The organism is Haloleucobacter albus (assembly GCF_052492075.1).
Window position 1 is genome coordinate 11867 of record NZ_JBQWAS010000020.1, and the last position, 25644, is coordinate 37510.

A 25644-nucleotide genomic window follows, 5' to 3' on the forward strand; every position below is an offset into this window, starting at 1 on the left:
GCATCTCTTGCAATCAAAGATCCTTAATGATTGGCCGGGTAAATCGGATAGTAATGGCGTGCGCCATCCTGCCCTGTGGCATATGCTTGATGTCGCGGCCGTGGCATTTGAGCTGTGGCCATATAGCCCGCTAAGAGACCAGCCGCAGCATGTTCGCAATGCGCTGCTGCTTCTGATTGCATTGCATGATCTTGGTAAAGTGTCCCGCACTTTCAGGCTTCAGATTGAGACTGGTCGTGTGCCCCCGGAGAACGGACGGCATTGGCAGCTGACATATCGGCATCTTCGGGATCAAGATGCGCTCCTTGCTCAACTTTGCGGAGGGAGCCAGACGGTCCGTACCCTGCTCTATGGCGCAGTGTCAGGTCACCATGGCAGCCCCGTTGCAGTGCTTGGTGGTGATGCCCTACGGCGGCAGGGGAAGGGTATTGGGGCAGAGGGGCAGGCTGCTGCCATCTGGATTATTGAGGCGCTGGCCACCCATTTTGCGCCTCTGTCACTTGAAGGGCTGACGGAAGATGCAGCCAGGAGACTGTCATGGTTGTTGTCGGGCCTGACTGTTGAAGCCGACTGGATCGGTTCTAATGCCATCTGGTTTCCTTTCTCACCATCTGTTGATGATCTTATCGGTTACTGGAAAGTTGCGCGCAGTCAGGCTGCTTTTGCTGTGCAGCAGGCGGGTTTGGGTCTCTCCCGTCCGGCGATCCTGCGTGCGGAAGATCTTACAGGTGGCAGCCTGCGTCCCATGCAGCAGGTTGTAGCTGATATTGCCTTGCCGGAAGGGCCGATACTTGCGCTCATCGAGGATGCGACGGGGGCCGGTAAAACAGAAGCTGCCCTGATACTGTCTAGCCGCCTGATGCAGGCTGGGAAAGCGCGGGGAGTCTATTTCGCCCTGCCATCCATGGCCAGCTCTGAAGCCATGTTCATGCGGATGCGCCCGCAAATGTCGCGACTGTTTGAAGGTCGCCCCTCTCTGTCCTTGTCGCATGGGCGGCGCGGTCTGAGTACCGCCTTTTCTGAAGTGCGCGGCAACTGGAACAGCTCCGGCGAAGAGGTGATATCAGAAGATTCCTGTGCACCATGGCTCGCGGATGATCGTCGGTTGTCATTGCTGGCGGAAATCGGCGTTGGCACGATTGATCAGGCATTGATGGCCATACTGCCAACACGCTTTAACACGTTACGACAGGCCGCCCTCTCCGGGCAGGTACTGATTGTGGATGAAGCGCATGATTACGACCCCTATATGGAGAGGGAACTGCGGGCGCTTCTGGAGTTTCACGGCGCTTTTGGTGGCTCTGCCATTTTGATGACAGCAACCCTGCCTCAAGACATGCGGGCTAGCTATGTTGCAGCATGGCAAGAAGGCCGGAAGCGTGCAGGTGCGCCCTGCGTAACGGAGGTCGCATTGCCTTCCTCTTACCCGGCTCTGACGGTAATGGGGCAGACGGGAGCAGCGCGAGCGGTCGATCCTGTGCCACAGACATGCCGCCGGGTCGAAATTGTGCGCCTGGGCCAGATTGATGCGGCCCTTCAGGTGTTGGCAGAGGGCGTGAAAGCGGGTGCAGCCTGTGTGTGGGTGCGAAATGCAGTGGATGATGCCCATGCTGCGGTCGAGGCCCTGCACTCTGCCGGTATTCCAGCTCAATTGCTGCACGCCCGTTTTGCCATGGCTGATCGACAGCGCATTGAAGAACAGATGATGGCCCGTTTCGGGAAAAACGGACAAGGCCGCTCAGGAGCGGTGCTGGTGGCCACACAGGTGGTTCAGGCCTCCCTTGATCTCGATTTTGATCTCATGGTCTCTGATCTGGCCCCTATGGGAGACCTCATCCAGCGTGCCGGCCGCTTGTGGCGTCATGAGCGCGCGGTAAGGCCGGTTCCGGGGCCGCGTCTGCATCTGCTGACGCCCGACCCGGATGTGGTGCGGGATGAGCGCTGGATTTTTGACCTCCAGCCTTCCGGGGGCTGGATTTATCCTTCGGATGTGCTCTGGCGCACGGCCCGCGCGCTTCTGCGGGAAGGTGCCATTCTTGCCCCTACCAAGCTGCGCGCCCTCATTGCAGAGGTTTATGAGGGGCATCTTCCCGTGCCGGAGGTGCTGGAGCGGGCCGAGCTTGAACATATCGGGAAGGATCAGGCACAGGCAGCGCAGGCCCGGTTTAATGTTCTCAAGCCTGCGGAGGGCTATGGGCAGGCTTCTCACTATTTCGATGATCGCAGGTTCCCGACGCGACTGGGGCAGGACCAGCTTGTGCTGGTGCTGATGCGGCGGGTGGATGGCAAACTCGACTTTTGGGCTTCGGCAGATACGGAGGCCCGCGCCAGCGCGCTTTCAGAAGTCCAGATGTCGCGCCGGCTTTATGCGCGTACAGGCCTTGAAGAGGCTCAGACCGCGTCGGATATCGCCCGGCTGCGCGCCTCATGGCAGGATTGGGAGCGGGACGTGCGCAAGATTGCGGTCGTGGATGAGGATGGGGGCATTGTCGGCGGGCTGCATTATGACCCGGTTCGCGGCCTTGCCCTCGCCTGATCTATGGAGTGCGTCTTAAAGTTGTGGGTATGGTGAAGTAACGCGCACAACCTCAGGTTTTGCTGATCTACTCTTCCATGTGAATCAGTTGCCGGTGTGGTCGCATATCCGGGAGGCATGCCCGAAGGCGGCGCGGCATATGTGACGGGAGGGGCTGCATGGGGCTGAACCTCATACTGGATCCGTGGATTCCGGTGCGGCGTGGTGACAGGTCGGTTACCATCCGGCCCGATCAGATTGCCGAAACGGGTCTCATCGCGCTCGACTGGCCGCGGCCGGATTTCAATCTGGCATGTCTGGAGCTGCTGATCGGTCTGGTCTATCTCGCAGCACCGCCGGAATCGGCCAGCGCATGGCAGGCTCGCAAGCCGGACCCAGAAGCGCTACGCGCTGCCCTTGCCCCACTCGCTCCCGCTTTTGAACTGCTGGGAGAGGGCCCGCGCTTTTTGCAGGACAAGGCCCGCCTCGAGGGGGACCCTTCTACGCCGGACATGCTCTTCATTGACTCTGCTGGCGAGAGTACGGCTAGCAAGAATGCGGATCTGATGGTGAAGCGGAAGCGCTACCCCGCGCTGGATTTCCCTCTGGCGGCCATGGCTTTGTATACGCTTCAGGCTTTTGCGCCTTCGGGCGGGGCTGGTAATCGCACATCCATGCGCGGCGGCGGACCCTTGGTGACGCTGGTCAAACCATCCGCGCCGGGGGAGGCCCCGCTTTGGTCCCTGATCTGGGCGAATGTGCCATGCGGACGTCCACTCACAGACCTCATCGCATTGCCATGGATGCGCGCGACACAGACATCGGAAGCAGGACAGCTTGTGCACCAGCCGGAGGGAGAGTTCCCAGCGGCGGAGGTATTCTTCGGCATGCCACGCCGCTTGCGTCTGGTGGCGGAAGAAGGGCGGGTGACGGGCGTTATCCAGCGCCCGTATGGCACGAATTACGGCCTTTGGCAGCATCCGTTGACCCCCTATTATGCCATGAAGGCAGGGGCAGATCGTTTGCCCGTGCATCCTAAACCCGGGCCGCAAAGCTATCGCCACTGGCTGGGCATTTCGCTGGCGGCGCAGGGTTTGGGCAAGGATAGCTTGCGCTGGCGGGCATCCGCTCTAGAAAACCATATCCGCCGCTCTGATGATGCATACGCATCCGTCATTGCTGGGGGGTGGGCAATGTCGAACATGAGCCCGCAGGATTTTCTGTGGTCGGAGCAGCCGCTTTTTCCCTTTGGACCGGAATCACCGGAGGCTGGGCAAGCGGCTGATCTGGTGGCGGCGGCGGATGTGGCCGCGCGTGCCTTGATGAAGGCCGCGACCACGGCGCTGGGCTTGTCTGGCAGTGAGGGCACACCCATTGAGCCACAGCGGGAGCGTTTCTTTCTGGAAACGGAAAGTGCCTTTCGTGATGCCCTGCGCGCCATCGTGAATGGGCAGGATCAGGACAGGATCGCGCGCAACTGGTTGGCCCTGCTGCGCCATCAGGCTCTCACCCAGTTTGATGTCATGGCGCGCCCGGTCGATTATGACGCGACTGCTCCCGACATCACCCCTTTCAGCCGCCGGCCGACAATGAAGACGCTGGTACAGGCTCGGCAAAACCTGCTGCGCACCTTTTCCGGCAATATCATCCACGATCTGCTCGGGCTGGAGCGCCCGGAGAGGAAGAAGCTATGAGCGCGCTGGAGGTGGGCAAGATCGCCTTTGCTTGGTGGAAGGATGCACTGGGTGATACGGGTCCGGGGCGTGCTGCGCGGGCGCAGTTGCGCCGGGCCTCTTCTGCGGCCGAAATCGTCAGCATAACCGCAACGCATGATTTGAACGCCTCTCTTGGCGGGGCGTTGATATCGCGGGCAGAGACATTGGCACTGATCGCCTCCGCATTGGCCAATATCCGCGAAACCAGTGCTAGAGCGGCAGCTGAGCAGATGGGCGGTGCCCTTTCCCCGCTCCGCTTCCAGCGGCTTGTGCGGATTGAGCGGCCGGGTGAACTGATCCTTCCCCTGCGCCGCGCCCTCATCCAGATTGAGGGCAGGGCGCATGTCGGAAAACTGGCGGCAGACTTGTTCTACTGGTCAGATCAGGTCCGCAATCAATGGTGCTTTTCCTATTATGGCGCAGGTTCCACCGCGCCAGAGCCAACCGGAGAAACTGAAGCATGAGCCGGTTCTTGCAGCTGCATTATCTGACCATCTATCCGCCCTCCAATCCCAACCGGGATGATCAGGGCCGCCCGAAAACCGCACGCTTTGGTGGTGTCGACCGGCTGCGCATTTCCAGTCAGTCTCTGAAACGGGCGGTGCGGACATCCGAACTGCTGGAAACACGCCTTGCCGGGCATATGGGCGCGCGCACCCAGCGTGTTGGTGAGGTGGTGGCCGGGCACTTGCGAGAACTGAAGGCGGAAGAGCCACGCCTGAGCGAGATTTCCCGCGCCATTGCCGATGCCTTTGGTAAGATGAAGCCTGCCCCCTCCCTGCTGACCGAGCAACTGGCCTTCATTTCACCGGCGGAGCGGGAGCGCGCCCTGGAACTGGCTGAAGCCATGCTGGCAGACCCGGAACTCTACCGGGCCAAGGCTGGAGCGGCCAAGAAGGGTGGCAAGAAAGCCGAAAAGACGGGGGAGGGGGCGGGAAGCGGTGCTTATGCCATTCCTGCACAAGATCTTCTGCGCACGGCTGATGGCGCTGTAGATGTTGCCATGTTTGGCCGTATGCTAGCCGATGATCCTGATTTCAATCGCGAGGCTGCGGTGCAGGTCGCGCATGCCATCACCACCCATCGCGCGCTGGTGGAGGATGACTTCTACACAGCTGTTGATGATCTGAAGACAGCCGCCGAGGATGCAGGAGCGGGCTTTGTGGGTGATGCCGGCTTTGGCTCTGGCGTGTTCTATCTTTATGTCTGCGTGAATTGTGACCTGCTGGAGAAAAACCTTGCAGGAGACAATCCGCTTGCCGTGGCGGGCCTTGAGGCACTGGTTGAGGCTCTGGCGACCACATCTCCCTCCGGCAAGCAGAATAGCTTCGCGCATCGCCCCCGCGCAGGCTATGTGCGGGCAGAGTTCGGACGCCAGCAGCCGCGCAGTCTGGCCTGTGCCTTTTTCCGCCCTGTGACAGGCGGGGATCTGCTGGCAGCATCCATCTCTGCGCTGGAGGCAGAGGCCGCTTCGCTTGACCGTGCCTATGGTCAGAACTGGGAGAGCGCAGCCATGAATGTGCCGGATGGCACCGGTACGCTGGCTGATGTGCTGACCTTTGTGCGCCGGGCTTTTGCCAATGGCTGAATTCGTCGTGTTCACCCTTGCCGGTGCGATGGGCGCCTTTGGTGACCTTGCCGGCCATGAGCGGCGCGGCTCCCTGCTGTGGCCCGCGCGCTCGGCCATATTGGGGCTGATGGGAGCAGCGCTGGGGGTGGAGCGCGATGATGACCCCGGCCAGCAGGCACTGGGTGCATGGAAAGTGGCGGTGGGCACCATGTTGACAGGTGCCATGCTGCGCGATTTTCACACAGCGCAGACTGTACCCACCGCGCGCATTCGCAGGCCCAATTCCCGTCGCGCTGCCCTTGCCGCCCTTGCGCGCGGTGATAACCCGGTGCTGACCCAGCGCGATTATGTCACCGATTGTGCTTTTGCCGTGGCCGTGTGGGGTGGCGCGCGTGCGCCATTGGTCGCGGCATTGGAGGCACCGCATTTTGTGCTCTATCTGGGGCGTAAATCCTGCCCGCTGACCATGCCTGTGGTGCCGCGCCTGATTGATGCCGAAACACCGGTTCAGGCACTGGCTGCGGCCACGCGCCCGCATTGGGCGCGCAACGCCTCTATTGGCTCCGTGGCCAGCGATGTCTTCGAAGGCATGAGCGGAGTGGAAAGCCTGCGCTGGGATGATCCGGTCGATCGCTCCGTATGGGGCTTCCGTTCGCGGCGGGTCATCCATACCGGAGGACCGGGATGACGCTTTTCTTCTCTCGTCTCACATTGAACCGTTCAGCCGGAAATGTTGCTCTTAAAGCTGTGCTCGACCCCGATCATGCGGCTGCGGCCATGGATGCCCATCATCGCCTGATGTGGGTGCTTTTTGGTGATGGGCCGGACAGGCGACGGGACTTTCTCTGGCGCGCTGAGGGTGCGGGGCGTTTTTATGTACTCTCTGCCCGGGAACCGGTACCGCATGATCTTTTCGAGCCGCCCGAGACCAAGCCCTTTGCCCCGGTACTGACGGCAGGGGACCGGCTGGAATTCATGCTGCGGGCAAATGCAACGCGTCAGCGGCAGGGCATTGGCCGGGTGGATGTGGTGATGGATGCACTGCATGCCTTGCCAGCAGGCGAGCGTGCTGCGGCACGGATGGATATGGCCCAGCGCGAAGGCGCTGCCTGGCTGGAGAGACAAGGCGCACAGGCCGGTTTCCAGCCCGTTGCGGTGTGCGTGGAAAATTATGGCGTGCGGGCGCTGCCGGGGCAATCTGGTGGGCGGCGCGGGCAGCGACAGTTCGGCATTCTGGAGTTTTCCGGTGAGCTGGAGGTGAAAGAGCCAGCCCTGTTTCTTGAGTATCTCGCGCAGGGGTTTGGTCGTGCCCGTGCGTTCGGCTGTGGCCTCATGCTGATCCGGCGTGCCAGATGAGCGGTAGTAGCAGTTCCGGGCTGCCGGGGCTTGCTCCACCAAAGCCTATTGCGCTGAAAGACAGGGCCTCCATGATCTTTGTTGAACGGGCGCAACTGGATGTGGCGGATGGGGCTTTTGTTGCTGTCAATGCCGATGGAACACGCACGCAGATTCCCGTTGGCGGTCTGGCCTGCATTTTGTTGGAGCCGGGGGCCAGAATAAGCCATGCCGCCGTGGCTTTGGCGGCGCGGGTTGGCACCTTGATCACATGGGTGGGCGAGGCGGGGGTGCGCCTGTATTCGGCTGGTCAACCGGGTGGTGCGCGGGCAGACCGGCTGCTCTGGCAAGCCGCCATTGCGTTGGACCCTGCGGCACGCTTGCGCGTGGTGCGCCGGATGTATGCCATGCGCTTTGGTGAGGATGCGCCTTTGCGCCGCTCCATCAACCAGTTGCGGGGCATTGAAGGCGCGCGTGTGCGCGAGAGTTATGCCCTTCTGGCGCAGAGCCATGGCGTGAACTGGAGCAGGCGGCGCTATGATCCTGCGGATTGGGAGGCTGGTGATGTGCCCAATCGCTGCCTTTCTGCTGCTACGGCCTGTTTGCATGGATTGACAGAGGCCGCCGTTCTCGCAGCGGGCTATGCGCCGGCCATCGGCTTTCTGCATAGCGGAAAGCCCTTATCCTTCGTTTATGATATCGCAGACCTGTTCAAGCTGGAAACCGTTGTACCAGAAGCCTTCCGCATTGCCGGGAAGGCTCAGAAAGGGCATCTGGACATGTCCCCGGACAGGGCTGTGCGTCTGGCGTGCCGGGATTCTTTTCGACGCACGGGATTGCTGGGCCGGATTATTCCGGCCATTGAGGACGTTCTGGCGGCAGGAGAGCTTGCACCTCCTGAACCCGCGCCCGAAGCTTTGCCGCCTGCCTTTCCTGATGCCCCCTCCACGGGTGATGGAGGGCATCGCGGATGATGGTTGTGGTGGTGAACAATGCTCCCATGCGGCTGAGAGGCCGCCTGGCGGCATGGTTGGTGGAAGTGAGAGCTGGTGTTTATGTGGGCGATTATTCGACCCGCACGCGTGAGATGATCTGGGAGCAGGTTTTGGCCGGGATAGATGAGGGCGACGCTGTCATCGTCTGGAAAGCACCGACAGACCAAGGTTATGAGTTTCTGACTGCGGGCCGCAACCGTCGTATGCCGGTTGATTTTGATGGCCTGAAACTTGTCAGCTTTTTCCCACCCGTTCGAGGTGATTAGCCTTCCAAAAATTGGTGCGCTTTTTGAAAAGTGAAATACGCTGATAGATCAATCATGTACAAGAAGTCTGTTCCCCGCGCATGCGGGGATGAACCGGTCCGGGTCTTCCGGCCAGTCCCACATGGACCCTGTTCCCCGCGCATGCGGGGATGAACCGCTGGAAGAGGCGTCCCGCACCAGCCAAAACGGCTGTTCCCCGCGCATGCGGGGATGAACCGATCTCCGCCGGAACTGCGAAAGTCTTTATCACCTGTTCCCCGCGCATGCGGGGATGAACCGGCCGGGCGCGGGTCCATCTGGGATGAGACATTCTGTTCCCCGCGCATGCGGGGATGAACCGAACTATCGGTAGATGACTTTGAGGATCTGGGGCTGTTCCCCGCGCATGCGGGGATGAACCGGTTGAGCGCAGCCGTGTGGCGCGAGCCGATGACTGTTCCCCGCGCATGCGGGGATGAACCGTCTTTGATAAGATGGCGGGAGTGACGGGGCTCCTGTTCCCCGCGCATGCGGGGATGAACCGGGTATCCCAGTTCTGGTGACCAACCAGGTGCCCTGTTCCCCGCGCATGCGGGGATGAACCGCAACCCTGATGCCGGATCACGCAATACTGGCCCTGTTCCCCGCGCATGCGGGGATGAACCGGGGGATGTTGAGGACAGCAAGACGGCGATAGGCTGTTCCCCGCGCATGCGGGGATGAACCGCCGCCCCTGATGTGCCCGCCACCGACGAACATCTGTTCCCCGCGCATGCGGGGATGAACCGGGCATCCGGGTCGGGGATCACCACTACATAAACTGTTCCCCGCGCATGCGGGGATGAACCGCCTGCGCTCGACTGATGCGCAGATATGCCTCGCTGTTCCCCGCGCATGCGGGGATGAACCGCCCGATCCGGTCTATGGCGAGCCGTTGTCCGACTGTTCCCCGCGCATGCGGGGATGAACCGGGCGGCCACCACTCATTGTCTCTCGTCCCCATCTGTTCCCCGCGCATGCGGGGATGAACCGGCGCGCACAGGAGCCGATGGTGCGATCGTTTTCTGTTCCCCGCGCATGCGGGGATGAACCGAACGATAATTCAAAATTCAAATTTTGAGGCGACTGTTCCCCGCGCATGCGGGGATGAACCGTTGCGGCGGCGGTGCAGCACCATGATTTCAGACTGTTCCCCGCGCATGCGGGGATGAACCGGTGATGCCTTCAATCTCAATCGAGGAATAACCCTGTTCCCCGCGCATGCGGGGATGAACCGCTGTCGCCGTCGGATACGCGCTCTATAAGAGCCTGTTCCCCGCGCATGCGGGGATGAACCGCTGTCGCCGTCGGATACGCGCTCTATAAGAGCCTGTTCCCCGCGCATGCGGGGATGAACCGCTGATAACGCGTGACCCGAACGCGCCGGGGCTCTGTTCCCCGCGCATGCGGGGATGAACCGCCGCCATCCGCGACATGAAGAGCGCTGCGTGACTGTTCCCCGCGCATGCGGGGATGAACCGGGGGGCGCGTTACGGCGAGATCATAGGGGTAACTGTTCCCCGCGCATGCGGGGATGAACCGCCGATAGCCGTTCTCATGGCGTCGGTTCCAAACTGTTCCCCGCGCATGCGGGGATGAACCGTCAATTTCGCCCTCGGCACTGAAACCACCGACCTGTTCCCCGCGCATGCGGGGATGAACCGGCGGACGGGATTGTCGGCCCGCAGACCCGCAACTGTTCCCCGCGCATGCGGGGATGAACCGACGACATACACTCTGGATGGCGTGGCCCTGCCCTGTTCCCCGCGCATGCGGGGATGAACCGGATGTGGTAGGCGTCGTAATCCGGCATGCCGACTGTTCCCCGCGCATGCGGGGATGAACCGAGCGTATTTGACGCCATCGGCCATCACGAAAGCTGTTCCCCGCGCATGCGGGGATGAACCGGTGAGGGCACTGGTGTGGAGAGAACGGGGAAACTGTTCCCCGCGCATGCGGGGATGAACCTCGGTGGCGCGTGTCCACGAAGACATAATCTCCCTGTTCCCCGCGCATGCGGGGATGAACCGGACCGCACCCGATCATCAGCAGCCCGCGCATGCTGTTCCCCGCGCATGCGGGGATGAACCGCAGATCGCCTAATCGCGCGATGCGCCGTCCATCTGTTCCCCGCGCATGCGGGGATGAACCGGTACAGCGGAACAGATGAAGGTATTGGAGGGCCTGTTCCCCGCGCATGCGGGGATGAACCGGTGCTGAACGCCCGGAAAACAGCGGCTGCGCTCTGTTCCCCGCGCATGCGGGGATGAACCGCCATGTACGCGAGCGCATCGAGGCCACCAAGCCTGTTCCCCGCGCATGCGGGGATGAACCGGAGCTTTCCGCCCGCCCTGACGGCCTGTGGGCCTGTTCCCCGCGCATGCGGGGATGAACCGCGTGAACAAGTGTCACACCGCCGCGCGCAAGTCTGTTCCCCGCGCATGCGGGGATGAACCGCCTGTTGCCACGCTGGGGGATACCAGCACGCACTGTTCCCCGCGCATGCGGGGATGAACTGATCGAGGGCGGCGGGTGACCAGCCGCGCACGACTGTTCCCCGCGCATGCGGGGATGAACCGGCTCGGCTGATAATCGACGCGCTCCACGATCTCTGTTCCCCGCGCATGCGGGGATGAACCATTTGGCTTAGATCTATTTTCGGACTGTTTTTTCTGTTCCCCGCGCATGCGGGGATGAACCTCGGTGCTGAGCAGATACAGATCGGAGCCAGCACTGTTCCCCGCGCATGCGGGGATGAACCGCGGCGGGCGCGGCTCCTACATGATGCTTGAGCCTGTTCCCCGCGCATGCGGGGATGAACCGTCTGCTCAGGTTCGGTGAAACCTCTGAATACTCACAACTACCCGGTTCTTTTGAAAAGTCCTGCGCTTTGCGTGACTGAAGGTGCGGGAGGGCGTGTACCTTCGCTCACGTGTCAGTTCGTACCGAATAACTTCTTCTGGCCCCCTATGGCGCATCCCGCGCCGCAAGGGGGATCACATGGGTCAGCCTTCCTTTTCAACGGAGAAGATCAAGCCGCCCCGCCGGTTGCTCAATGCCCGTCAGGCAGCCGCTCGGGCTGGCTATTCAGAGTCCCGCTTCCGCGTTCTTGCGCGCGCTGGTGTCCTGCCGGCTCCCATTCGTCTGGGTTTGCGCAAGGTGATGTGGGACTCTGATAAGCTTGATCGCTACATCGCAGAGCGCGCTGCCTTCTTTGACAATGGGGGTGTGCAATGAAACGCTCCGCGCCTCACAAGATTTTCAAAACTGCCGATCCCCGCTGTATCGCGGGGATTGGTTTTGCTGTTCCTGCCGCAGCATTCGAGATTCTCCTGCTTCTGGGCTTTCTGACCCTTCTCGCTGGAGAGATGGTCGTGCAGGCGCTGAGCGACTCGCCGTCTTCGGTGCATTTGCCCGTTCTCCCTTGGATCAGCGCCATGGCGGTCATGCTGCCCGGCCCGCTGCACGTTCATGATTTTTCCCGGGCGCAGGCTGGGAATGTGGATTTCGCCCGCATCCGGCGCATGTCTCTTTATGCCTTGCCGTGGCTGCTGGAGCGTTGGCTGCCCGGCGGCAGGGTGGTTGGATTGGAATATGTCATCCGCAATCCGACCCGTGCAGACCGTCACCCTGGCTCTTTCCGCATCAACCTTCACACCGGTGTATGGGCGGACTTTGCCACGGATGATCGCGGCGGAGATTTGATCTCGCTGCACGCCTATCTGACGGGCCGATCCCAGATAGATGCCGCCCGCGATATTGCACAGCTGCTGGATACTGGGGAGAACAGCCATGCTCGTTGAGCTTCAAACCTCCCCCATGACTGCCGAGATCGAGGCCGCCCGTGCCCGCATGTTGGGGCGCGGTATCGGCGGAAAAGAAGTGGTCGCTGTTTCTCCGGTTCCCCCGGAGACCTGCGATCCCTTTTCCTATCTCCACCATGAACGCCGCACACCTCCTGACCTGCTGTTTCCCTATATCGATGCTGAGGGCCGCATTGTCGGCTATGTCGGTCGCTGGGAACGAACCGAGGCGCATCCGGAAAAACTTGTCCGCCCGCTGTCGTGGTGCCGTGTTGGTTCACGGCACCAATGGCGGCTGAAGGGCTGGTCCGCACCTTTCCCGCTTTATCGCTTGCCGGAGCTTCTGTCCCGTCCAGATGCTAACATCCTTGTCGTTGAGGGTGAGAAAAAGGCTCAGGCAGGGCAGGTACTGTTTCCTGACCTGGTGGTGGTGTCACCTCTGGGTGGGGCAAGTCGTGCTCATCAGACGGACTGGTCACCGGTGCGCGGACGCCGTGTGATCATTGCCCCCGATCGTGACGGGGCATCCGCTGATTTTGCTCTCAAGGTATGTGGCCTGTGCAAGGAGGCCGGAGCGGCGGAAATCCTCATCCTGCCGCCCGAAACTCTTGGACGGCACGTGGTCAAGGAAGGTCAGCGCGTCGAGCGGACCGGGCCGATCCCTGTTGGCTGGGATCTGGGGGATGCAGCATCTGAAGGATGGACCGCAGAGATCATTGCCCGTCATCGCACGGAGATCAATGCTGCCTTGCGCCCCTTTGATCTGGATCAGGACGTCAAGCTGCAGGCCGGTGAGTTCCTCTCCAAGCAGGACGGGCTCTATCGCACGGTTCAGGATCGGGATGGCCACGTCTCCAGCATATGGACTTCTTCACCTCTGGAGATTGTGGCATTGGTTCGCGGGCCCGATGGCCAGAACCATGGCACATTGCTGTGCCTCATCGATGCGGACTTCCGTCGCCATGAGATTGTCGTGTCGTCATCGGCGCTGGCCGGTGACGGGTCTGAGGTGCTCAAAACCCTGCGGCACCATGGGCTGCGCTACGATGTCAGCAGCCGCAAGGTTCGCGAGGCGATCTTGCGCTACCTGTCCGTGGTATTGCCGAAGGAGCGACGTCTGCTGGCTTGCCGCGTCGGCTGGGATCGTGACCAGTTCATCCTGCCGCACCGTGTGTTCGGTTCCGGCTCTGATACCATCATCTGGAATGGCGATGAGGCCCATGCCTTTGCCCTGTCCGGCACGATGGATGGCTGGCAGGAAGGGGCAAAGCTTGCCATCGGCAATTCTCGTCTCGCCTTTGTCCTGTGCGTCGCCCTGTCTGCCCCGCTCGCTCATGTTGTCGGCGGTGATGGGGGCGGCTTCCACCTGCGCGGCCAGTCCTCAAAGGGCAAGTCCACCCTGCTGCGCGCAGCTGCCTCGGTCTATGGCGGCCCATCTTTCGTTGGAAGCTGGAACACCACAGCCAGTGGACTTGAGGTTGCATCCTCTCTTTACAATGACGTGTTGCTCATTCTGGACGAGATCGGTCAGGCGGGCCGTGACGTGGGTAGTATCGCCTATGAACTGGCGAACGGACAGGGAAAGCGGCGCGCCACCCGCACCGCATCGGCCCGTGCCGTGGTGCGGTGGCGATCCACTTTCCTGTCCTCAGGTGAGCACAGTCTGGCGGATGTGATGCGCGCTGATGGACGGGGGCGCAAGGCGGCGGCAGGACAGGAAGTGCGCATCGCCGATATTACCGCCATCGTTGGCCCCCACGGAGTTTATGGCTATCTCCATGGCTGCTCCCATGGAGGTGAACTGTCCGAGACGCTCGACCGCATCTTTGCGACCCACCATGGCCATGCCTCTGCATTGCTGCTGGATGCCATCACCCGCATGAACCGGGACGATCTGGCCCGCCAGATGATCCTTATCCGGGATGACTTCATTGCCCGGACTTGCCCTGCGGATGCTGACGGTCAGGTCACCCGTGTGGCCAAGCGCTTCGGCCTTGCTGCAGCAGCCGGTGAACTGGCTATCAGGCTGGGCATCCTGCCCTGGCCGAATGGCGAGGCGATCAGCGCAACAGCAAGGTGCTTCGAAGCCTGGCTTGGTGCGCGTGGGGGCTCCGGATCTCTGGAACAGATGCGGGCACGCGAGCGGTTCGATGAAATCCTCTCTGGTTCCGGCACCAACCGTTTCCAGCGCATGGGAGAGTGGCCTGACGAGCGCGAATATGGCTCCGGAACGATCCTGTCGTCCGAGAAGTCCTATGGCGGACGTCTGGGTTTCCGTCGCATCGAGAACAGGCGCATCGAATATATCGTTCCGGCCGCGCAATGGCCGGAACTGTGCGGCGACCTGCCATCTGCACTGATGATCGAGGTCGGAATGGAGGCTGGCATCCTCCAATCTGAGACCGGACGGGATGGGGCACCGGTCCTGCGCCATGGCAAGCCCGTGCCCCAGCAGCGTGTCCGCCTGCCGTAAGGCCTTGGGCGCAAGCGCTGCTACATCCTTGTCCCGCAGGATGATCCCGATGGAAACGACCATGATTGATGGCCTCTCCCATCTGGTCTCTCAGGCCGTTCAGGCCGGTTTTGTTGCACCCAGGCCGTATGAAACCGGCCGGGGACACAGGCAGAGCACAACCGGGGACACACTGGATGAAGCCTGCGCGTCCTGCTCGACTGGAAATAACAAGAGCAAAAACAATGAGATAAAAGATCCGGGACACGGGGACATGCAGGACGCCTGTTTTTGCAGGGACAGCCCCAAACACCCGAACAAGACGAGGACGCAGACGGCATCAGAAAATGTGGTGCTTCATCTTGGCGATGGGCCCGGCCTGCCCACGCAGCCGGCCGCCTGTACCATCTGCGGCAAGGCCGACTGGCTGGTGACGTTGCGGACCGGTGTTGGCGACACCTTCCATGTTTCATGCTGGCGGACAGCATCCGCTCACAATCACAATGGAGACTGACATGGCTGTGCCGAAGAAGACGGGCCGCCCGTCGACCTATAATGAAAAGATCGCTGATCGGATTTGCTCGGAGCTGGCCATGGGCAAGTCTGTGCGAACCATCTGCGCCTCTCCCGACATGCCTGGACGCGAAACCGTATTCCGCTGGCTGCGGGAGCATGAAGACTTTCGGGACCAGTACGCGCGCGCGAAGGCCGAGAGCGTACATGCTCTGGCCGAAGAGCTTCTCGATATCGCGGACGACGCCTCTGGGGACCATGACGAGGAAGGGCGCTTCTGCCCTGAGAATATCCAGCGCTCACGCCTGTGTGTCGATACCCGCAAGTGGATCCTCTCAAAGCTGGCACCGCACCGCTACGGCGACAAGGTCGCCCTGAACCATGGCGGTCAGGAGGACAACCCCATGCGGGCGCTCATCATGGCGGTCCAGGGCACCAGCATCCGCCCAGTTCCGACGCACGAGCTGAAGGTCATCAAGGACGACGAAGACGATTGAATACGGCCCGCCGACGTCCTGGCAGGACAGATCGGCGGCATTTGCGCATGCCACCTGTCTCGTCACACCGGAGACTTTGTGCAGCGCAGGACGCGGGGATGAGGAAACGCCTTTAGGCGGCGAGATGGAATGCCCCGATCATATAACGCAGTTACCGCGGAAAGTAAGGCACACCAAATCATGGGAAAAAGTCGGGAGACCCAAAGGATCCGACATAGGGCTCGGATCTTCCCATGTTCTTCCCAATTTCATTTTCTGGGAAGACTGCAGATTGTGATGCTCACCTAAGTTCTTGATAAACCTTGGTGAGCCCGTTGGGATTCGAACCCAAGACCCCATGATTAAAAGTCACGTGCTCTACCAACTGAGCTACGGGCTCACTCATGTGCGTCAGTAAGCGCTTGAATGTTTGCGGTCAAGGTCAGGAGGGAAAGAAGCTCCTTCATTGGCTAAAAAAGCTTTGGATACCTTTTCATGACGTGCTGAAGGAGAGGCGGCGGCACGATCATGCTTCCGCCTCACATTTCAGTCCTGTTTCAGCAGAATGAAGGTCAGAAGGCCCTCAGAAATTTCTCTGTCCTCGAGCAGAGCGCCCGCCTCCTGTGCCACATGGGGAATATCAATCACCGCCATGGGGTCTGTGCAGGTCACGATAAGGCGCCCTCCAGCCGGCAAGCTGGTAAGGGCCTTGCGGGTGTGAAGAGCCGGAAGGGGGCATTTCAAGCCCATCAAATCCAGCGCCACAGAAGGTCCGCGCTGCTTTTGGTCCACTGTCACACTGCCTGATCCTTGATTCGCTCAAGACTTTCTTCTCGTCCGAGAATCTCAAGAACGTCAAAAATAGGCGGAGAGGTGGTTTTGCCGGTGGTAGCAGCGCGCAAGGGTTGCGCCACGGCGCCCAGCTTGATCTGTGCCTCAGCGGCATAGGTGCGAACCATCTCTTCAATTGCCGCAGCCTTCCACTCCACAGTCTCAAGCCTGGATAGCAAGCTGGACAGGTGGGACTTGGCTTCCGGGGAAAGCAGCTTTTGCGCCTTCTCTTCCAATTGGAGCGGGCGTTCCACAAAAATGAACGCGGCATTGTCCAGAAGCTCAAGAAGAGTTTTGGCACGTTCTTTCAGGCCGGGCATGGCCGCATGAAGCTGGGTGCGGCGCGCGGGTGTCAGGCTGGCGACGCGTTTTTCCGCATCTGGCAAATGCGGCAACAGCGCTTCTACATCTGCAAGTAGAGCATCATCGAGACTGGCGCGAATATATTGTCCATTGAGATTTTCCAGCTTCTGGAAATCGAAACGGGCCGCAGAGCGCCCCACCTTGTCGAGATCGAAATAGGAAACCATCTCTTCCGTTGAAAAGACTTCCTGATCGCCATGGCTCCAGCCCAGACGCACGAGATAATTGCGAAGCGCCGCTGGCAGGTACCCCATATCCCGATAGGCATCGACACCCAAGGCCCCGTGACGCTTGGAGAGCTTTGCGCCATCCGGCCCGTGAATCAGCGGAATATGCGCCATATTGGGCACATTCCATTCCATCGCCTTGTAGATTTGAATTTGCCGGGCCGCATTGGTGAGGTGATCGTCGCCGCGAATGATATGCGTCACCCCCATATCATGGTCATCAACCACGACAGCGAGCATGTAAGTTGGCGTTCCATCAGAGCGCAGCAGAATCAGATCGTCCAGATCCTTGTTGGGAATAGTGACATTCCCCTGCACCATATCTTCAATCACCGTCTCGCCCTCACGCGGCGTCTTCAGACGGATGACAGGGTTGCGATCCTTGGGGGCCTCGGAAGGGTCGCGGTCGCGCCAGCGGCCATCATAGCGCGGCGGACGGCCTTCCTTGCGGGCCAGATCACGCATCTCCTCCAGCTCTTCCGGTGAGGCGTAGCAGCGATAGGCCACACCTCTCGCCAGCATATCTTCCACCACGGCGCGGTGCCGGTCTGCACGCGCAAACTGGTAGATCGGGTCACCATCCCAATCGATGCCGAGCCAGCTCAACCCTTCCAGAATGGCGTCGATAGCTTCCTTGGTGGAACGCTGGCGATCCGTATCTTCAATACGGAGCAGCATTCGCCCGCCTTTGGCCTTGGCATAAAGCCAGTTGAAAAGGGCCGTGCGAGCGCCGCCAATGTGAAGGAAGCCTGTGGGGGAGGGGGCAAAGCGGGTGATGATCTCAGACATGGAGAACTCAAACGAAGCCTGGCTTGCGCGAGGCGGAAAGGGCAATTAGGCGAAGTGTGCCATTCGGTTTGAAACGTGGCGCAAACGCGACTGGCACATCATGTGCGCCCGTGTAGCATAGGCAGCAGGCACAAGAAACCGGAAGGCGGGCAGGTGGGAGCAGTAGGGGCATATGAAATGAGGGGTGCACAGAAGGGCGTGAGCCCTGATGTATGGCTTTATTGGGTTTGCTCTTGACTTCTGCTTCCGTGAAACAGGAGTGCGAAAAGGCTGCTCGCCATTCTGGCCATAACGTGCTGCATCAGAAAATAGCAAATATTATCAAAATATTGGTTGAGCGAATCCATCTGGATCTGCGCTCAGAGGTGGATTCCGGGCGTCTCATTCTCTGGCTCCCTGTTTTTCTGGCGCTTGGCATTCTGCTCTACTTTGGCGCTGCGCATGAGCCTTCTCTGGCGGCAGTCTGCTTGTTGGCTGGGGGACTGGGGCTGGCCTCATTTTTTGCACGCAGAAATCCTGTTGCTTTTGCCATTTTGCTGCTCTGCTCCTGTGTGGCATCCGGCTTTGCGCTGGCGACAAGCCGGACCGCCTGGGTAAGCCACTACGCCATGTCCCAGCCTCCAGATTTCCCCTTGCGCCTGCAAGGTTTTGTCGAAAAATTGGAGAGGCGCACAAAGAGTGATCGCATCGTACTGCGCCTCACATCCCGCACAGTACCAGGTTTGCATAAGGTGCCCGAACGTGTGCGCCTGACTTTGCGCAAGGGCGTAGCCCCTCCTGTCGGCGCTCATATTGAACAGCTCGTGCGGCTCATGCCTCCTTTGCAGCCTGCCATGCCAGGTGCCCAAGATTTTGGCCGAGGACTTTGGTTCGATGGGATTGGGGGTATCGGCTATGGGTTGGGCTCTCCGGTCATCATGAGCGGGGGTTCCGCTGAGCGTGCGCCTTTTTCTGTGCACGTGGCCGCCGCTATTCAATCTGTTCGGATTGCTCTGGCTGATCGGATTCAGGGAAGCTTGAACGGAACGCCTGCCGCAATTGCTGTGGCGCTTGTAACCGGGGACAGGGCCGCTATTCCTCCGCAGATTGAGGAAAGCATGAGAATATCAGGTCTCACACATATACTTTCCATCTCAGGCCTGCACATGGCCATGGTCGCCGGCACATTGTTTGCTCTGGTACGAGGCGGTTTGGCGTTGTTCCCAAGTCTGGCATTAGGCTGGCCGATCAAGTCCGTTGCGGCACTCGTGGCGCTTGCGGGTGGGGCCTTCTACCTGGCATTGTCGGGAAATGAGGTGCCGGCACAGCGGTCCTTCATCATGACGGGGCTTGTCTTGATCGGCGTGATCGCTGGACGACAGGCGCTGACATTACGAACCGTTGCGGTTGCCTTTTTCTGTGTATTGGTGCTGACGCCGGAAGCCTTGCTTGAACCCGGCACGCAAATGTCCTTTTCAGCCACTTTAGCCTTGGTGGCCGGTTATCAGTGGCTGCGTCCCTATCTCTCATATCCTCGCCCGGAAGGGTGGGGGGCGCAGATCATCTGGTTCATGCTGGCCTTTATGGGCGGCCTTGCAATCACATCCATTCTTGCAGGGGTGGCGACAGCTCCTTATGGGGCCTTCCATTTTCAGCGCGCATCGACTTATGGTCTGCTCTCCAATCTGGCTGCGATGCCCGCTGTTTCTCTGTTGGTCATGCCCTTCGGATTGATTGGCGTGCTGCTCATTCCTTTTGGCTGGGATTCTATCGCCTGGCCCGTCATGGGGTTTGGCATCGAAGTTATGATTGCCGTTTCTGAGTGGTGCGCGAATTTGCCGGGAGCAGATATCCCTGTTACATGGATCAATACAGCCAATTTGTTGCTGATAACACTGGCTCTTCTGCTGCTCTCAATACCTCAGGGGCTGCTGAAGTTGTGTGCTTTGCCGTTTTTGTGTGTAGCTGTATTTGCTACAACCTCACCAGAGCACCCGGACATCCTGATTGCCCCGAATACACACACGATTGCGGTGCGAGGAGAAGATGGAAAACTTTCCATTCTGAATGCGCCGCGCGCTCGCATGTTTGCAGAGCAATGGCTGAACCGTGAGGGTGACAGACGCGCTCTTGATGATCCGGCACTGGCCTCGTCATTTTCTTGCGATCACCTTGGTTGCGTCGCCACACTAAAAGATAGAGGTGTATTGGCTGTTTCACACAATCCAGTCAGCTTGGAAGCCGACTGCCTGCTCGCCTCTATTGTGGTGACGGAGCACATGCCTCCAGGGGATTGCCCTGCGCGGGTTATCACTGCGCAGAATCTGGAACAGACAGGTACACTCGCTCTGTATCATGATGCTGAGACAGGGTGGCGTGAGCGGGCCAGTCGTTCCATGTCACAAAGCCGCCCATGGCAACCCTACCATGCATTGCCACCCACCACTGTTCTTCCCTTCGTGGAAAGTGAAGTGGATATTTTAAGTGCAGAGCTTTGGGTGCCATAGAAATGATGAGGGGGCTCATCATCAATAACGTCGCATCAAGCCGACAAGTCGTCCTTGTATCTGTACGCGGTCTGGTCCGAAGATACGGGTTTCATAAGCCGGATTTGCAGCCTCAAGAGCAATTGAGGCCCCTTTCTTGCGCAAACGCTTCAGAGTCGCTTCCTCATCATCAATCAGTGCGACGATAATATCTCCGGTATCCGCCGTCTGGCATTTGCGGATCAGAACCGTATCTCCATCCAGAATGCCAGCCTCAATCATGCTGTCACCGCGCACTTCCAGAGCATAATGCTCACCAGAGCCCAGCATTTCAGGCGGGACATGGAGGGTGTTGCTACGGTTCTGGATTGCAGAAATTGGGGTGCCGGCAGCAATCCGCCCCATAAGCGGCACGGCAACGCCTTCAGGAGATGCCTCTTCAGCATTCTCTGATGGTGGGCGGACACGGCCAAGATTGCCCTCAATGACAGAAGGGGAGAAGCCGCGTGCCGGCGAGCGCCCTGCGAGGCTCGGCGTCACAGTTTCCGGCAGCCGAACAACCTCAAGTGCGCGCGCACGGTTGGGCAGGCGGCGAATGAAACCTCTCTCTTCCAAAGCCGTAATGAGACGGTGAATGCCGGATTTGGAGCGCAGATCCAGCGCATCCTTCATTTCATCAAAAGAAGGTGGCACACCTGTTTCCGTCACGCGTTCATGTATGAAGCGCAGCAATTCATACTGCTTGCGTGTCAGCATCTTCGGCCCCCGCTCTAGTGGCTGGAGCATGAACATATGCTGATCATATGAATCTCCAGCCATGAGTTAGCGAAACAAATCGGGAACAAGACTTATCTGTTCCAGATTTGTTTCGCAAGGGTGAAGATGGGGTTAAAGGCACCTAATCGCTGAAAGGGAGAATCTCGCAGCTATCACCAGCCTGTGCCGCGCAAGCATGGGGCGGTCGCACCAGAAGACAGTTTGATGTGGCCAGAAGGCTTAGCATGGCGCTGTCTTGCGTGCTGGCCGGTGTGACCTGGAGGGCGCCATCCGCATCGGCCCTGAAAGTGGCACGCATGAAATCGCGGCGCGGGCCATTGGGCGGCATGTCTACGGCAAGGCGGGCAACAGTGGTTTCTGGTCCTGTTGTCTCTTCGCCCTGCATGGCCCTCAGAAGTGGCGCCATGAACAAGATGGAGCAGACATGAGAGGAGACCGGGTTGCCGGGCAAACCCAGGCACAAGACTTGGCCGCGGCTACCAAACATCAGGGGCTTTCCGGGTTTCAAAGCCAGTTTGTGCAGATGCAGTTCCACGCCTTCCGCACGCATGGCCGGGGCGACAAGATCATGCTCTCCAACAGATGCGCCGCCGGAAGAGATGAAAAGATCGAAACCTCCCCCTGTACCGTGAGAAACGGCCGCTCGAATCTGCTCCATATCATCAGGCACGATGCCGAGATCGGTGACATCCGCCCCGAGTTTATGTGCGAGCGCGGCCAAGCCGAAAGCATTGGATACAACAATTTCGGCATCTGAGCCGCGCCCTTTTCCGGGCAAAACCAATTCATCACCTGTCTGCAACAGGGCGACCCGGGGGCGTCGCGTGACCGGGACCGTGGCATGGTCCATCGCTGCGGCGAGCATGATATCCCGCGCGGTCAATCTGCGTCCGGCCCTTAAACCCGGCATGCCGGCTTGAAAGTCAGCCCCCATCTTGCGCACATTCTGGCCGCTTTGGCGAAAGCTATTGATTGTGACGCAACGATCAATCCGATGGGTATCTTCCTGAATGACGACACTGTCCGCCCCGGCAGGCATGACGCCTCCGGTGAAAATGCGGACAGCTTCTCCAGTCTTCAGAATACCTTCAAAAGGGCGCCCGGCAGCAGATTCGCCAATAATCTGCAAATCCACGGGGGAAAGAGAGACGTCTTCCGCACGGACTGCATAGCCATCCATGGCAGACATGTCCGCAGGGGGTTGCGAACGGCGCGCAGGAAGGTCTTCGGCCAGAACACGCCCCGCAGCCAAACCAACGGGTACTTGCTCGGCTTCCAAGAGCCGAGCGGAAGACAGGATCAGCTTCAGGGCGTCCTCGACGCTCATCAATGCCACGGTGAAGCCTCCCTTATTGTTGGAGATGGGTTCAGGGGCGTTCTGCCTGCCAATCGCCGCTTTTGCCGCCGGTTTTTTCGAGTAACCGAATGCCTTCGATTCTCATGGCCCGGTCGGCAGCCTTGGCCATGTCGTAGATGGTCAGGCAGGCAATGGAAACAGCCGTAAGGGCTTCCATTTCCACGCCGGTCTGACCTGAAGTCTTGACGCATGCTGTCACCACAAGCCCTGGCAGGCTGTCATCTTCCGTTAAATCCAGGTCAATTCTGGAGAGCATGAGGGGATGGCAAAGCGGGATAAGCTCATGTGTGCGCTTGGCTCCCATGATGCCCGCAATGCGCGCCACCCCCAACACATCGCCCTTTTTGGCATTCCCACTGCGAATAAGGGCCAATGTCTCCGGTGCCATAATCACGCACCCTTCAGCTACGGCTTCGCGGGAGGTGACTGCCTTCTCAGAGACATCCACCATATGTGCCGCACCCTGCGCATCAAGATGTGTCAGCTCGACCATGGATTGAAGACCGAATGAAAAGAGGAAGCTTAAGGCAGCATATTTCTGCCAGAGTGGTGAGAAAGATCAGGCGGCCAGAAGCTGGGATGTCGCAGAAGCCACATCTTCCTGACGCATCAGGCTTTCTCCCACCAGAATGGTGCCGATTCCAACCTTTGCCAGCCTTTGCACATCCTGTGCGGTGAAAATACCGCTCTCACCAATCACGATGCGATCTTCCGGCACACGCGGAGCGAGGCGCTCACTATTGGCCAGATCCGTATGGAATGTTCGCAAATCACGATTGTTTATGCCAATCAAACGGCAGGGTAGGGCAAGCGCGCGATCCAGTTCAGCTTCATCATGGACCTCGACAATTGCATCCATCTCATGGGCGGCTGCCGCCTGCGCGAGATCAAGCGCCAGTGCGTCATCTACACCAGCCATGATGATGAGAATGCAATCTGCCCCCCAGGACCGGGCTTCGGCGACCTGATAGGTATCGTACATGAAATCCTTGCGCAGAACAGGCAGGTTCACAGCCGCGCGGGCGGCGCGCAGATATTCGGGGGAGCCCTGAAAGGAGGGGGTATCAGTCAGGATCGAAAGGCAGGTCGCTCCGCCGCGCTGATAGGCCCGAGCCAGGCTTGGAGGGTCGAAATCCTCACGGATCAGTCCTTTTGAGGGGCTGGCCTTCTTGATCTCGGCAATCAGGGCCGTGTGCCCATCCTTGAGAGTTTTCTCAATGGCTCCGGCAAAGGGGCGCACCCGCGGCGCAGCCTTAACGGCAGCATCAATCTCGGCCCACGGATGAGCAATCTTGGCTGCGGCGATTTCCTCGCGCTTATAGGCTTCGATCCGTGTGAGAATGTTGCTCATTGCCCTGCCTCCGGGGAATATTTGGTGGAGACCTCGACCAGTTTTTCAAGCTTCGCCAGCGCAGCCCCATCATCCAGACTAGCCTGGGCGAGGAGAACGCCTTCCCGAAGATCTTCGGCCTTTGCGGCCACCACCAGCGCCGCCGCAGCATTGAATACGGCGACATCACGATATGCGTTCTTTTCCCCTTCCAGCACGGCGCGCAGGGCGCGGGCATTATGGGCAGCGTCCCCGCCCTTCACGGCTTCTGCCGGCGCGCGGGTCAGCCCCACATCTTCAGGAGAAATTTCAAATGTGCGAATGCGGCCATTATCCAGCATGGCCACATCCGTGCTGCCAGTGATGGTGATTTCATCCAATCCGTCAGAACCGTGCACGATATAGGCGCGTTCGGTTCCCAGTGTCTTCAGCACTTCAGCCAGAGGAACGATCCAGGTCTTGGCAAAAACCCCCACCAGCTGCCGCTTGACGCCTGCCGGGTTTGAGAGCGGCCCCAGTAGATTGAAGATCGTGCGGGTACCCATTTCCACGCGAGTCGGCCCGACATGCTTCATGGCGCTATGATGCGAAGGGGCAAACATGAAGCCAATTCCCGCTTCCTCAATGCAGCGGGAAATAGCTTCGGGACCAAGGTCCAGATGCACCCCCAGCGCGGCCAGTACATCTGCCGCACCTGAGCGGGATGACAAGGCCCGGTTGCCATGCTTGGCCACAGGCACACCGGCGCCGGCCGTGATGAAAGAGGCACAGGTGGAAATATTATAAGAACCGGATGCATCCCCGCCCGTGCCCACAATATCCACGGCATCTGCCGGAGCTTTCACCGGCAGCATCTTGGCGCGCATAACAGAAACAGCGCCAGCGATTTCCTCAACCGTTTCGCCGCGCACGCGCAGCCCCATCAGCAAAGCGCCCATCTGCGAGGGGGTAGCTTCGCCCGACATCATCCTGTTGAAGACAAGAGCTGATTCTTCGCGGGTAAGGCTTGCTCCGGTTGCCACTTTTGCAAGAAGCGGCTTGAAATTATCGCTCATATGTCGTCCTCGGCAGATCTTGGGCAAAGGGGCGGGGAGGGAGGTTAGAGCGGAAACTCCGTTTGCGCAGGATATTTAGTGCGCAGACTGTCATTTCTGCCCTGTCCAGGCTGCCTGCCCTTTGAGGCGAATGCTGCGTCTATGCCTTTGCCCGCGCGGCGTTGAAAGAATCCGCAATCTCAAGAAAATTGCGCAGCAATGTATGCCCGTGCTCGGAAGCAATGCTTTCAGGATGGAACTGAACACCGTGGATAGGCAGGGTTTTATGGGCAAGCCCCATAATAATGCCATCACTTGTTTCAGCTGTAATTTCCAGAGAGTCCGGGAAGGTCTCCCGCTTCACGATAAGTGAGTGATATCGCGTGGCCTGAAAACTGCCATTAATGCCCCGGAAGACACTTTTGCCCTGATGCAGGATTTCAGACATCTTGCCATGCATGGGTTCCGGTGCGCGCACCACTTCCCCACCGAAAACCTGCCCAATGGACTGGTGGCCAAGACAAACCCCAAAGATTGGCACCTTGTCACCGGCACGGGCGATCAGATCACAGCAGATTCCAGCCTCATTTGGCGTGCATGGGCCGGGTGACAGCACGATGGCTTCGGGTTTTTCTGCCAGTACTTCATCTACGCTCAGGGCATCATTGCGATGCACTGTCACACGCGCACCCAACTCACCGAGATAGTGCACGAGATTGTAGGTGAAGCTGTCGTAATTATCGATCAGCGTGACGGTGGTCATTGGTGCTCCAGCCCCGACTTCGCGGGTCATTCATGTATTTTTAAGCGCAG

Annotated in this window: 22 protein-coding genes, 1 tRNA gene and 1 CRISPR repeat array; of the genes, 14 read left to right on the forward strand and 9 right to left on the reverse strand. The window is 59.6% G+C overall.

Going from position 1 to position 25644, the window contains the following annotated elements; genetic code table 11:
* Positions 1-7 precede the first annotated feature (7 nt).
* From cas3 to ACT6QH_RS04170, 13 genes are all read left to right on the forward strand, one after another.
* Positions 8-2536 (forward strand): CRISPR-associated helicase Cas3', encoded by a 2529-nt coding sequence (gene cas3 / locus ACT6QH_RS04110; protein WP_444973548.1) that lies wholly within the window; start codon positions 8-10, stop codon positions 2534-2536.
* A 158-nt stretch (positions 2537-2694) separates the two neighbouring features.
* Positions 2695-4209 carry a type I-E CRISPR-associated protein Cse1/CasA gene (gene casA, locus ACT6QH_RS04115; RefSeq protein WP_444973549.1) on the forward strand — a complete coding sequence of 505 codons (1515 nt, stop codon included), beginning with the start codon at positions 2695-2697 and terminating at the stop codon, positions 4207-4209.
* Positions 4206-4694, forward strand: a complete 489-nt coding sequence (gene casB, locus ACT6QH_RS04120; RefSeq protein WP_444973550.1) for a type I-E CRISPR-associated protein Cse2/CasB — start codon at positions 4206-4208, stop codon at positions 4692-4694. Before casA ends, casB begins: the two co-directional genes overlap by 4 nt.
* Entirely contained in the window at positions 4691-5818 is a 1128-nt protein-coding gene (cas7e, locus tag ACT6QH_RS04125; protein WP_444973551.1) for a type I-E CRISPR-associated protein Cas7/Cse4/CasC, read from the forward strand. The genes casB and cas7e overlap by 4 nt, the downstream gene beginning before the upstream one ends.
* Entirely contained in the window at positions 5811-6488 is a 678-nt protein-coding gene (cas5e, locus tag ACT6QH_RS04130) for a type I-E CRISPR-associated protein Cas5/CasD (protein WP_444973552.1), read from the forward strand. The genes cas7e and cas5e overlap by 8 nt, the downstream gene beginning before the upstream one ends.
* Positions 6485-7156 (forward strand): type I-E CRISPR-associated protein Cas6/Cse3/CasE, encoded by a 672-nt coding sequence (gene cas6e, locus ACT6QH_RS04135; protein ID WP_444973553.1) that lies wholly within the window; start codon positions 6485-6487, stop codon positions 7154-7156. Before cas5e ends, cas6e begins: the two co-directional genes overlap by 4 nt.
* Entirely contained in the window at positions 7153-8109 is a 957-nt protein-coding gene (gene cas1e / locus ACT6QH_RS04140) for a type I-E CRISPR-associated endonuclease Cas1e (protein ID WP_444973554.1), read from the forward strand. Before cas6e ends, cas1e begins: the two co-directional genes overlap by 4 nt.
* Complete coding sequence (gene cas2e / locus ACT6QH_RS04145) at positions 8106-8396, forward strand: type I-E CRISPR-associated endoribonuclease Cas2e (protein ID WP_444973555.1); 291 nt, start codon at positions 8106-8108, stop codon at positions 8394-8396. The genes cas1e and cas2e overlap by 4 nt, the downstream gene beginning before the upstream one ends.
* A gap of 67 nt (positions 8397-8463) precedes the next feature.
* Positions 8464-11237: a CRISPR direct-repeat array (repeat unit 29 nt; unit sequence CTGTTCCCCGCGCATGCGGGGATGAACCG).
* Positions 11238-11414: 177 nt separating this feature from the next.
* Complete coding sequence (locus tag ACT6QH_RS04150; RefSeq protein ID WP_444973556.1) at positions 11415-11651, forward strand: helix-turn-helix transcriptional regulator; 237 nt, start codon at positions 11415-11417, stop codon at positions 11649-11651.
* Entirely contained in the window at positions 11648-12217 is a 570-nt protein-coding gene (locus ACT6QH_RS04155) for a hypothetical protein (RefSeq protein ID WP_444973557.1), read from the forward strand. Before ACT6QH_RS04150 ends, ACT6QH_RS04155 begins: the two co-directional genes overlap by 4 nt.
* Positions 12207-14690, forward strand: coding sequence for a DUF927 domain-containing protein (locus ACT6QH_RS04160; protein WP_444973558.1), 2484 nt, complete (start codon positions 12207-12209; stop codon positions 14688-14690). The genes ACT6QH_RS04155 and ACT6QH_RS04160 overlap by 11 nt, the downstream gene beginning before the upstream one ends.
* Before the next feature lie 49 nt (positions 14691-14739).
* A complete protein-coding gene (locus ACT6QH_RS04165) occupies positions 14740-15183 on the forward strand; it encodes a hypothetical protein (RefSeq protein ID WP_444973559.1) in 444 nt (147 codons plus the stop codon).
* A 1-nt stretch (position 15184) separates the two neighbouring features.
* Positions 15185-15679: a terminase small subunit-like protein gene (locus tag ACT6QH_RS04170; RefSeq protein ID WP_444973560.1), complete on the forward strand. Its 495-nt coding sequence runs from the start codon at positions 15185-15187 to the stop codon at positions 15677-15679.
* Between the two features lie 303 nt (positions 15680-15982).
* Here the strand turns inward: ACT6QH_RS04170 and ACT6QH_RS04175 are convergent.
* The 3 genes from ACT6QH_RS04175 to gltX all read right to left on the reverse strand — a co-directional run bounded on the left by ACT6QH_RS04175 (position 15983) and on the right by gltX (position 17868).
* A tRNA-Lys gene (locus ACT6QH_RS04175) sits at positions 15983-16058 on the reverse strand.
* A 146-nt stretch (positions 16059-16204) separates the two neighbouring features.
* A complete protein-coding gene (locus tag ACT6QH_RS04180) occupies positions 16205-16408 on the reverse strand; it encodes a sulfurtransferase TusA family protein (RefSeq protein ID WP_444973625.1) in 204 nt (67 codons plus the stop codon).
* Positions 16409-16452: 44 nt separating this feature from the next.
* Complete coding sequence (gltX, locus tag ACT6QH_RS04185; protein ID WP_444973561.1) at positions 16453-17868, reverse strand: glutamate--tRNA ligase; 1416 nt, start codon at positions 17866-17868, stop codon at positions 16453-16455.
* A 212-nt stretch (positions 17869-18080) separates the two neighbouring features.
* Between gltX and ACT6QH_RS04190 the strand changes: the two genes are divergently transcribed.
* The gene (locus tag ACT6QH_RS04190) at positions 18081-20354 is read left to right on the forward strand and encodes a ComEC/Rec2 family competence protein (RefSeq protein WP_444973562.1); all 2274 of its coding nucleotides are present in this window, start codon (positions 18081-18083) and stop codon (positions 20352-20354) included.
* 21 nt (positions 20355-20375) lie between these two features.
* Here the strand turns inward: ACT6QH_RS04190 and lexA are convergent, their stop codons facing one another.
* The 6 genes from lexA to ACT6QH_RS04220 all read right to left on the reverse strand — a co-directional run bounded on the left by lexA (position 20376) and on the right by ACT6QH_RS04220 (position 25594).
* Positions 20376-21089: a transcriptional repressor LexA gene (gene lexA, locus ACT6QH_RS04195; RefSeq protein WP_444973626.1), complete on the reverse strand. Its 714-nt coding sequence runs from the start codon at positions 21087-21089 to the stop codon at positions 20376-20378.
* Between the two features lie 142 nt (positions 21090-21231).
* A complete protein-coding gene (locus ACT6QH_RS04200) occupies positions 21232-22437 on the reverse strand; it encodes a molybdopterin molybdotransferase MoeA (RefSeq protein ID WP_444973627.1) in 1206 nt (401 codons plus the stop codon).
* 40 nt (positions 22438-22477) lie between these two features.
* Complete coding sequence (moaC, locus tag ACT6QH_RS04205) at positions 22478-22960, reverse strand: cyclic pyranopterin monophosphate synthase MoaC (protein WP_444973563.1); 483 nt, start codon at positions 22958-22960, stop codon at positions 22478-22480.
* A gap of 66 nt (positions 22961-23026) precedes the next feature.
* The gene (trpC, locus tag ACT6QH_RS04210; RefSeq protein ID WP_444973564.1) at positions 23027-23818 is read right to left on the reverse strand and encodes an indole-3-glycerol phosphate synthase TrpC; all 792 of its coding nucleotides are present in this window, start codon (positions 23816-23818) and stop codon (positions 23027-23029) included.
* On the reverse strand, positions 23815-24852 hold the full coding sequence (trpD, locus tag ACT6QH_RS04215; protein ID WP_444973565.1) for an anthranilate phosphoribosyltransferase: 1038 nt from the start codon (positions 24850-24852) through the stop codon (positions 23815-23817). Before trpD ends, trpC begins: the two co-directional genes overlap by 4 nt.
* Before the next feature lie 139 nt (positions 24853-24991).
* Positions 24992-25594 carry an anthranilate synthase component II gene (locus ACT6QH_RS04220; RefSeq protein WP_444973566.1) on the reverse strand — a complete coding sequence of 201 codons (603 nt, stop codon included), beginning with the start codon at positions 25592-25594 and terminating at the stop codon, positions 24992-24994.
* Positions 25595-25644: the final 50 nt, after the last annotated feature.

Bases quoted from the DNA above. Each gene is read 5' to 3' on its own strand.
- casA (WP_444973549.1), top strand. From the start codon at position 2,695: ATGGGGCTGAACCTCATACTGGATCCGTGGATTCCGGTGCGGCGTGGT.
- casB (WP_444973550.1), top strand. From the start codon at position 4,206: ATGAGCGCGCTGGAGGTGGGCAAGATCGCCTTTGCTTGGTGGAAGGAT.
- cas7e (WP_444973551.1), top strand. From the start codon at position 4,691: ATGAGCCGGTTCTTGCAGCTGCATTATCTGACCATCTATCCGCCCTCC.
- cas5e (WP_444973552.1), top strand. From the start codon at position 5,811: ATGGCTGAATTCGTCGTGTTCACCCTTGCCGGTGCGATGGGCGCCTTT.
- cas6e (WP_444973553.1), top strand. From the start codon at position 6,485: ATGACGCTTTTCTTCTCTCGTCTCACATTGAACCGTTCAGCCGGAAAT.
- cas1e (WP_444973554.1), top strand. From the start codon at position 7,153: ATGAGCGGTAGTAGCAGTTCCGGGCTGCCGGGGCTTGCTCCACCAAAG.
- cas2e (WP_444973555.1), top strand. From the start codon at position 8,106: ATGATGGTTGTGGTGGTGAACAATGCTCCCATGCGGCTGAGAGGCCGC.
- ACT6QH_RS04150 (WP_444973556.1), top strand. From the start codon at position 11,415: ATGGGTCAGCCTTCCTTTTCAACGGAGAAGATCAAGCCGCCCCGCCGG.
- ACT6QH_RS04155 (WP_444973557.1), top strand. From the start codon at position 11,648: ATGAAACGCTCCGCGCCTCACAAGATTTTCAAAACTGCCGATCCCCGC.
- ACT6QH_RS04160 (WP_444973558.1), top strand. From the start codon at position 12,207: ATGCTCGTTGAGCTTCAAACCTCCCCCATGACTGCCGAGATCGAGGCC.
- ACT6QH_RS04165 (WP_444973559.1), top strand. From the start codon at position 14,740: ATGGAAACGACCATGATTGATGGCCTCTCCCATCTGGTCTCTCAGGCC.
- ACT6QH_RS04170 (WP_444973560.1), top strand. From the start codon at position 15,185: ATGGCTGTGCCGAAGAAGACGGGCCGCCCGTCGACCTATAATGAAAAG.
- ACT6QH_RS04180 (WP_444973625.1), bottom strand. From the start codon at position 16,408: ATGGGCTTGAAATGCCCCCTTCCGGCTCTTCACACCCGCAAGGCCCTT.
- gltX (WP_444973561.1), bottom strand. From the start codon at position 17,868: ATGTCTGAGATCATCACCCGCTTTGCCCCCTCCCCCACAGGCTTCCTT.
- ACT6QH_RS04190 (WP_444973562.1), top strand. From the start codon at position 18,081: ATGGCTTTATTGGGTTTGCTCTTGACTTCTGCTTCCGTGAAACAGGAG.
- lexA (WP_444973626.1), bottom strand. From the start codon at position 21,089: ATGCTGACACGCAAGCAGTATGAATTGCTGCGCTTCATACATGAACGC.
- ACT6QH_RS04200 (WP_444973627.1), bottom strand. From the start codon at position 22,437: ATGAGCGTCGAGGACGCCCTGAAGCTGATCCTGTCTTCCGCTCGGCTC.
- moaC (WP_444973563.1), bottom strand. From the start codon at position 22,960: ATGGTCGAGCTGACACATCTTGATGCGCAGGGTGCGGCACATATGGTG.
- trpC (WP_444973564.1), bottom strand. From the start codon at position 23,818: ATGAGCAACATTCTCACACGGATCGAAGCCTATAAGCGCGAGGAAATC.
- trpD (WP_444973565.1), bottom strand. From the start codon at position 24,852: ATGAGCGATAATTTCAAGCCGCTTCTTGCAAAAGTGGCAACCGGAGCA.
- ACT6QH_RS04220 (WP_444973566.1), bottom strand. From the start codon at position 25,594: ATGACCACCGTCACGCTGATCGATAATTACGACAGCTTCACCTACAAT.